Raw genomic sequence first — 7487 nt, forward strand, 5'->3', positions numbered from 1 at the left:
AATGACCATTGGCATAATAAATATTGCCTATGGTCATTTTTATTTGATTCCTGTTCATTCTGTTTTACTTTTACAGCGTGTAAGTGTATATAATTTTTAACAAGAATGTAAATGGAAGACTACAACAAAATCATTGAATCGCTAGGAGTACGCTATATTAAGAGCAGAAACATGAAAATAGCGAAGCCAGTTACTATTGAAAATCACTACGATGTAGAAAATACGATTTTCATAGTAAATAATGGGGACATATTCTTTGGCCCTGATCAAGAAAAGATTTCCGAAGGAGATATGCTTTTCATTCCTGGCGGGAAATCAACAGCAATTTCATATAGCTCTTTAACAGCACCAGTTGTTTCTAGTGAAGACTTTATTGCGAACAAGAAGAAATACCTTCAAAATGCTTCTGATTCTGACATCAACGATTATGATGTTGATGGATTCAGTCAAGTAATGTTCGAAGCTAAAGTTTTTGATTCTGTGAATTTCTTTGCTTCGTTAAACATCACCCCGTTTGCCATCCGTGGTAACGAAACGATTGCACAATTGATTCGAGTGATTATTGATGAGACGAACTCTACCAAGCCGGGTAAAAACAGAATTATCAAAGTAAACACAGAGTATCTTTGCGTAGAAATTATCAGATATATCTTAGACAAACGTCTTTTTGTTGAGCAATTAGTAACCAACAGCACTTACTTTAAAGACCCAAGACTTATCGATATTTTTGCTTACATCAAGAATAACCTTGGTGGTGATCTTTCTAACAAAGTATTGGCTGGTGTTGCAGGTGTTTCTGAAGACTACGTTGGTCAGTATTTCAAAATGCTTACAGGAATCAATCCTCAGGATTACATTGAATACCAAAGAATGGAAGCTGCGGTTGATTTACTGCGTACCACTAAAAAGAGCATCCGTGATATCGGTCGTGAGGTTGGCTACAAAGATACCGCTTACTTCTGCCGTAGATTTAAAATGATGTTCGGTATTCCTGCAGGAAAAATGAGAAGAAGAGAGAGTTTAATTAACGTTTAACTCCTGATTAAAACATTGGACTACATCAGAAACCTCAGCCAAAATGCTGAGGTTTTTTTGTGCTGCATTGCCTATAACAATAATATCAGCACCTGCCTCAAGGGCTTCCTTTGCTTTCCTTACGGTATTTAAGCCTCCCCCTACAATTAAAGGAATTTCAATATTGCGCTTTACAGCCTTTATCATCTTAGAGGGAACTGGCTCTATCGCCCCACTACCGGCATCCATATAAATACATTGTAAACCCAACATTTCACCAGCCATGGCAGTACTTACGGCCAAACTTGGTTTATCATTTGGTATAGGCTGAGTATTGCTCATGTAAGAAACACTGGTAGGCTTTCCTGAATGAATCAGCATATAACCCGTTGGTATAACCTCCAACTTACTTCTTTTAATCACGGGTGCAGCTACTACATGCTGGCCAATCAGTAATTCAGGGTTTCTTCCAGAAATCAAAGAGAGAAAGAGGATTGCATCGGCATCAGAATGGATATGTATGGCATTACCTGGAAACAAAACGCAAGGGATGTTACTTTGAGATTTAATCGACTCAATTACTGGAGCCAAATTGTTTGTAGTTATCAAACTGCCCCCTACAAAAAAATAATCCACCCCATTTTCAATGGCGGCATGAATAACAGCCTTTAAACCATTCTCATTAATATCGTCTGGGTCAATAAGCAGCGCAAGGGATTTTTTTCCATTACTTGCACTTTGTTTAAATATATTAAGAATCACTGTCTTCTTCTTTTTCTCCTAGTTCGCTAAGAAAATCACCAAGTTTTTTTGCGGCCAAACCTAAAACAAAAACAATGGCCTGATGCTTTAAAGCACTCACCACAGCAGATTCGTCCGTATGCTCACGTTCAACTAACTTTCTTAGTTTTACTTTCTTGTTTGTTGAGGGTTCTGGTATAATTTCAATTATTTGACCTTCCTCTGTTTCCTCTTCACCCTTCTCTCCTCCAGAGGTAATAAGTTTGGTCAAGCCATAAGCCAAAAACAGTGCACCACCAATCCACAGTACTTTCTTTCCTGTATCCTGGAAACTTTCTTTGATCGACTCAAACTGACTTTCCAATAACTCTTTGTAGTTAGCGTTTGACTGCTCTAACTCTTCTTTTCTAGATTTCATAAGTCATTTTCTTCACTTACTCCTTCAATTTCTTTATTCTGCCTCGTCACAATGACATCAACAATCGTTCTTCTTTTAACATAAAGCCCAACCGTAACTATGCCATAAAAGCTGCCTACAATAATAAAACCTAAGATATTGCTCTCAAGCAAATCATTCAAAAGAAAGGCCAAACCTAAAGTGAAAAACAATAATACCATTACTGCTCCCAAAGCCACCAACATTACCACTAACATTTTGGCTATAAGTGCACCTATCTCCTCTTTCGCCTCAAGCTTCCAAAGCTCAACCTTGGTTTCAATAAAGCCATTGAAGGCCTCTATTAGTTTATTAAAATCGAATAGTTTCAAACTCTTGGATTTAAGTTTTCAATTTAAGAAGAAGAAAGGAACTATAAGGCAATTAGACTTAAAATAGCTCCAACTCAATTCATAGTATAACAATCATCAAGCAGTCACTTTGTTCAAATCTCTGAGTGATTATTTAGCGATAACCCTAACAAGATCAATTGTAAATAAAAAATACAGCCAATGCTAAAAAGAAATTTCAAATTGAACCCTAAAAGTAATCTGGTTATCTCCCAAGGCCTTATCGGTATAAGACAAGTCACTTTGTAGTTTCAAACTATGGCCCACAATGTATCTAGAATAGCCAAGGGTATATTGTGTTTCATCTTTTAAGCTTGAGTAAGCCAAATCATCTGTACTTACATGGGTATAGCGCATAGCCCATTCCGATTTATCAATCAAATAACCCGCTTGCAGGTTGATTGCGGTTCCTGTAGCGTATTTCAGCGTAGAGAAATCATCCAAGACAACAAACAGCCGTTTCGATGATTGCTTGTTGGCATATTCCCCCATAAATGAAAAACCATTGTATTTAAAATGTGTGTCAATAAACAGAGTAGAAAGGTCTGTTGAAAGTTGATTTCCATTGGATCCCTGAACAAATGCACCCAATTGTCCGCGTTGTCGTGCGGCATTGTCATTGTAGTCAAAAGTTGCTCCAATGGCCAATTTTGGCCTTGCTTCTCGCTTTAAGTCAGAACCAAAATAATCCCCTTCACTTGTAAACTCACCAAAGGGTAGATACTCTAATCTCAAGGTATAATCGTAACCACCAATATTATTGGTAGTAATATTGCGACCCTCTCCCATTGAGATCGCTATTACTTGCTTGAATATCGCCTGATTAATATTAGCTGAATGGTGCAGCTGAAGACCAATATCTCTGTCAATATTGAACCTCGAATTCAGAAGACTTCTATCCACAAATTGCATTTTCTGAGATGAAATCACCCGCTCTATATTTCCTGGTAATTTAGTTTGTCCTGCCCAAAAACTCCAGTTTTCCTTGAATTGCCATTTCAGTACGGCATCCAAAATAATACGGGAAGTATTACTGTGTTCATCAAGATCGCCCCCACTAATATCTCGACTCGACAAACCAAGCTCTACTTTATAGGTTAGACTAGGGTGATAAGCAAAGCCTTCAAACTTCATTCGAGCCCTTCTTATTAAGAATTGATCATCCCATTTATCAGTAACCTCATTAAGTGACCCTTGATAAAGACTTTGAAACCTCAAGCCAAATTTCATTGAAAATGAAGAATCTGAAGCAACAACTTGAATTCCCTTCCCAAAAGTGCTGTTGTTAGTTTGGGAGTAGGCCAGTTGGGAGAACGCTAAAAGCGAAACAGTTAAAAATATTATTCTGCAGATTATACGTGATTCCTTCAACACCCCTACTGATACCTCGATTTAGTTTAATCACAAATATATCATTATATGTAAAATTTACTTTACAATAATGTATGAAAAAACTTATCGTCAGTGGTTTCTATAAATTATGGCTTTAGGCATTACTCTCGCTTCTGGTTTAACATTTTTATTTAATGAAATCAGAAGGAATGGCAATAAAAAGAAGGTTACTATGATATAAGTTAACCCGATGAGTCTGTACCTGGCCACAGCATAACTGAACTCTTTAACAAAGTGAACAAGCAGTTTCCTAAACACAGGTAATGACATGAAAATAACAGCTCCAGTCAGATTAAAAAGTAAATGAGCTATTGCAATTGTGGCAGCGGCCTCAGATCTAAAGCCAGCAGCTATTAGCGCTGTCAAGGTAGTGCCCACGTTCGCTCCTATAATAAAAGTAAAAGCGTTATTGAGTTTAATTTTATCTGCAGCCGCTAAGGGCACCAAAATAGAAGTAGTTACCGAGCTAGACTGAATTGCAGCAGTAAGCAAAACACCCCAACTAAAAGATTTAATAGGTTTGCCAAAAACGAAAGACTGAAGCCTACTTTCTGACTCCCCTATAATAGTTCTTTTAATGATCCAAGTCAGAAGTTTAATAGAGGCGAAAAGTAAAGCAAACGAGATAATTAAGATCAAAACGCTATTATTCACCCACAGTACAAATTGATTTGTCAAGCCACTGCCCAAAACTGTATCTGTAAACGCAGAAGATTCTGAAACAGACTTTCCATAAAGCAGCTCACTAAAATAAAAAGAAACTCTTGACAGAACGCCATAATAGTACTCAAGAGGAAATAAAATCAAGACTAAAATAATATTGTAAAAATCGTGTATAGTCCCTACTGCAACAGCTCTTCTAAAGGCTCTCTTATTAGAAATAAAGCCCAAAGCTACAATGGTACTCGTAAGTGTAGTGCCAATATTTGCACCCATAATAATAGGTACTGCCTCTCCTAATGAAAGTGTCCCCGAAGCTACAAGCGCTACTACCATAGTACTCGTAGTAGAGCTACTCTGAATAATAGCGGTAACAAGAAGCCCCAAAAATAAGCCTACAAAAGGGTTTAGTGCATTGGACAGTAAATTCTCATTAATGAAATTTAATGAACCCGAAAGTGCCGTAATCACTAAATCAATAGACATCAGGAAAAAAAGAACCGCAAGTATGATAAGGGTTACCTTCGCAACTATGGTAGAGAATATGCTATCCTCAAAGGTAACTCCTTTCATATTGTTTAAAATTCCTGTTTCTTTAAAGTCTTTTGTAGGGCGCAAAGGTAATTATTAATTAGTGCAATGACTTTTCACCAACATGAACCTATTGTTAAGTATGCTTGACAAGAATCCTCTGCTTGGTAATGATTATTTAACATTAGCCTTAAAGAAAGTCTTTCTACTTTTACGGTTGAAAAACGAGTTTTAATAAAATCGTCATCACAGTAAATTAACACAATGGATTACGGCATCTGGAATGTAATAGAACTTTTAGGCGCGCTTGGTTTCTTCATCTACGGAATGAAAGTCATGAGCGAAGGCATCCAAAAAGCAGCTGGAGATAACCTCAGAAGCATTTTGGGAACAATGACTTCCAATCGTTATACGGGAGTTCTTACAGGGTTTTTAATTACCGCCATCGTCCAATCTTCATCTGCCACTACGGTAATGACGGTGAGTTTTGTTAACGCAGGCTTAATTTCTTTAGTAGAGTCAGCCGGTGTTATGATGGGAGCAAATATTGGAACTACAATCACAGGCTGGTTGGTTTCTCTGATTGGATTCAAGCTGAAAATCTCAGCTTTTGCGCTACCGTTAATTGCCGTTGCAATGCCGCTCATGTTCTCCAAAAAGCCCAACCTCAAAAACTGGGCAGAGTTTATGATTGGATTCGCACTTCTTTTCTTAGGTTTAGACGCGTTAAAAGCAGCCGTTCCAGAAATTCAAAAGAGCCCTGAACTACTATCCTTTCTCACGCAATTCAATGACCCCGGAATCCTAACAAGGTTATTGTTTGTTGGTGTTGGTACTATACTTACTATCGTTGTTCAATCATCCAGTGCAGCTATGGCTGTTACCATTGTGCTTTGTGCACAAGGGTTACCCATAGAAATTGGAACAGCAATGATTTTGGGTGAAAATGTTGGAACAACCATTACTGCTGAATTAGCTGCTTTAGTAGGAAATGTGCATGCAAAACGCTCAGCCAAGATCCACTCTCTTTTCAACATTATTGGAGTAACGTGGATGGTGATTTTACTCCCATATGTATTGGATATGCTCCATTATATTTGGCCTGCCCCAGCTACTGGCGATCCGAATAAATTCACTTTGGCGCTCTTCCATACCACATTTAACTTTTTGAATGTTATGATCCTAATATGGTTTGTACCAGGTCTTGTAAACTTGGCTACGAGAATGGTTAAATCTAAAGGAGACGAAGATGAAGAGTTCTCTCTTACAAATATCAATTATGACGCCCCATTAACCGCTGAAGTTTCAATCCTCAGTGCACAAAAAGAGAGCATTAAGTTTGCAGAAATTACCAAGCATATGTTTATCACCCTGAAAGAACTTTTGAATGAGACTAAACAGGACAAGCGTGATAAACTAAAAGCTAAAATATCTAAACTAGAAGTTCGTACAGATGAAATTGAGGAAAGAATTGCTGATTATTTGGTAAGGGTTTCCGAACAGCAATTAAGCGTTGAGTCTTCAATCAAAGTAAGATCAATACTGAGTATTGCTCATGACCTTGAAAGAGTAGCGGATATTATCCTTCGAATGTCGAAGGATATAGAAAGAGGAAATAAACAGAAATCCGTTTTCTCAGATAAGCAGAATAAAAATATTTCAGAAATATTCGGATTGATTGACCTATCCATTGAACAAATGATTGCCAACCTAAATGGTGTTTACGGAAAGGTTGATATCACTGGAGCTATTGAAACTGAAATGGCTATTAATGCACTCAAAACCAAAATGAGAAAACAGCATTTAAAAAGTACTGAGAAAAAGGAATACGATGTTCAAAGTGGAATCATCTATAGAGATCTATTCTTTGCGGCCGAAAAAATTGGAGATCATGTTATCAATGTAAGTGAAGCCGTTCGTGGCGACTTCGGTAAGGATGACGAAGACATGTAGGTCTAAACTTCCGTTATAAAATACAAGGCAGCTCTCATGGGATGCCTTTTTTTGTTGCTGGTGTAAGTACAAAAAGAAAGGGCATTGCCGTACGCAATACCCTAAGAGACTCAACTAAAATCAGACTACTATGTGAAGTGTTAATTCCAACTAGTAATTCAAAATTGAGTTTTTCTACATCTAGTATCAATACCCAGTTAAGGGTATTTTTCCTTTGAAAAGGAAAAATAAAGAATAAATTGATACCACTTTTTCATATATAGCTTCATTGTCCCTGAGTACAATGGTTCCTTTCCAGGGGTATTAAAAACATTCATTGACGGGCTAAAGTATCCTGAGGGTGTAAGAGATAAGAAAGCTGCATTAGTGGGGATTTCATCTGGAGTTCAAGGTGGTGTATTTGCTATGTC

General features: G+C 37.5%; 7 protein-coding genes and 1 pseudogene. 3 read left to right on the forward strand and 5 right to left on the reverse strand.

All coding sequences use genetic code 11. The annotated features are described in order from the left end of the window. The first annotated feature begins 111 nt into the window (after positions 1-111). Positions 112-1035, forward strand: coding sequence for an AraC family transcriptional regulator (locus VOI17_RS12645; protein ID WP_068416427.1), 924 nt, complete (start codon positions 112-114; stop codon positions 1033-1035). Here VOI17_RS12645 and VOI17_RS12650 read toward each other — a convergent pair. From VOI17_RS12650 to VOI17_RS12670, 5 genes are all read right to left on the reverse strand, one after another. Continuing rightward, on the reverse strand, positions 1021-1776 hold the full coding sequence (locus VOI17_RS12650; RefSeq protein WP_323757585.1) for a geranylgeranylglyceryl/heptaprenylglyceryl phosphate synthase: 756 nt from the start codon (positions 1774-1776) through the stop codon (positions 1021-1023). The genes VOI17_RS12645 and VOI17_RS12650 overlap by 15 nt on opposite strands. Then, positions 1766-2173, reverse strand: a complete 408-nt coding sequence (locus VOI17_RS12655) for a hypothetical protein (protein WP_323757586.1) — start codon at positions 2171-2173, stop codon at positions 1766-1768. The genes VOI17_RS12650 and VOI17_RS12655 overlap by 11 nt, the downstream gene beginning before the upstream one ends. Then, positions 2170-2523, reverse strand: a complete 354-nt coding sequence (locus tag VOI17_RS12660) for a phage holin family protein (protein ID WP_323757587.1) — start codon at positions 2521-2523, stop codon at positions 2170-2172. The genes VOI17_RS12655 and VOI17_RS12660 overlap by 4 nt, the downstream gene beginning before the upstream one ends. A 183-nt stretch (positions 2524-2706) precedes the next feature. After that, the gene (locus tag VOI17_RS12665; RefSeq protein ID WP_323757588.1) at positions 2707-3759 is read right to left on the reverse strand and encodes a porin; all 1053 of its coding nucleotides are present in this window, start codon (positions 3757-3759) and stop codon (positions 2707-2709) included. Positions 3760-4002: 243 nt separating this feature from the next. Continuing rightward, positions 4003-5166: a Na/Pi symporter gene (locus VOI17_RS12670; RefSeq protein WP_323757589.1), complete on the reverse strand. Its 1164-nt coding sequence runs from the start codon at positions 5164-5166 to the stop codon at positions 4003-4005. A gap of 222 nt (positions 5167-5388) precedes the next feature. Here VOI17_RS12670 and VOI17_RS12675 point away from each other — a divergent pair, with 222 nt between their 5' ends. Together VOI17_RS12675 and VOI17_RS12680 are read left to right on the forward strand one after the other, a co-directional pair. Next, on the forward strand, positions 5389-7077 hold the full coding sequence (locus tag VOI17_RS12675) for a Na/Pi cotransporter family protein (protein ID WP_323757590.1): 1689 nt from the start codon (positions 5389-5391) through the stop codon (positions 7075-7077). Between the two features lie 258 nt (positions 7078-7335). Further along, positions 7336-7487, forward strand: a pseudogene (locus tag VOI17_RS12680) (NADPH-dependent FMN reductase); the annotation flags it as partial.

Source organism: Roseivirga sp. (assembly GCF_034669765.1).
GTDB lineage: Bacteria > Bacteroidota > Bacteroidia > Cytophagales > Cyclobacteriaceae > Roseivirga.

What these genes read in the sequence shown, in the direction of transcription:
- VOI17_RS12645 (WP_068416427.1), top strand. Translation starts at nt 112, where the DNA reads ATGGAAGACTACAACAAAATCATTGAATCGCTAGGAGTACGCTATATT.
- VOI17_RS12655 (WP_323757586.1), bottom strand. Translation starts at nt 2,173, where the DNA reads ATGAAATCTAGAAAAGAAGAGTTAGAGCAGTCAAACGCTAACTACAAA.
- VOI17_RS12670 (WP_323757589.1), bottom strand. Translation starts at nt 5,166, where the DNA reads ATGAAAGGAGTTACCTTTGAGGATAGCATATTCTCTACCATAGTTGCG.
- VOI17_RS12675 (WP_323757590.1), top strand. Translation starts at nt 5,389, where the DNA reads ATGGATTACGGCATCTGGAATGTAATAGAACTTTTAGGCGCGCTTGGT.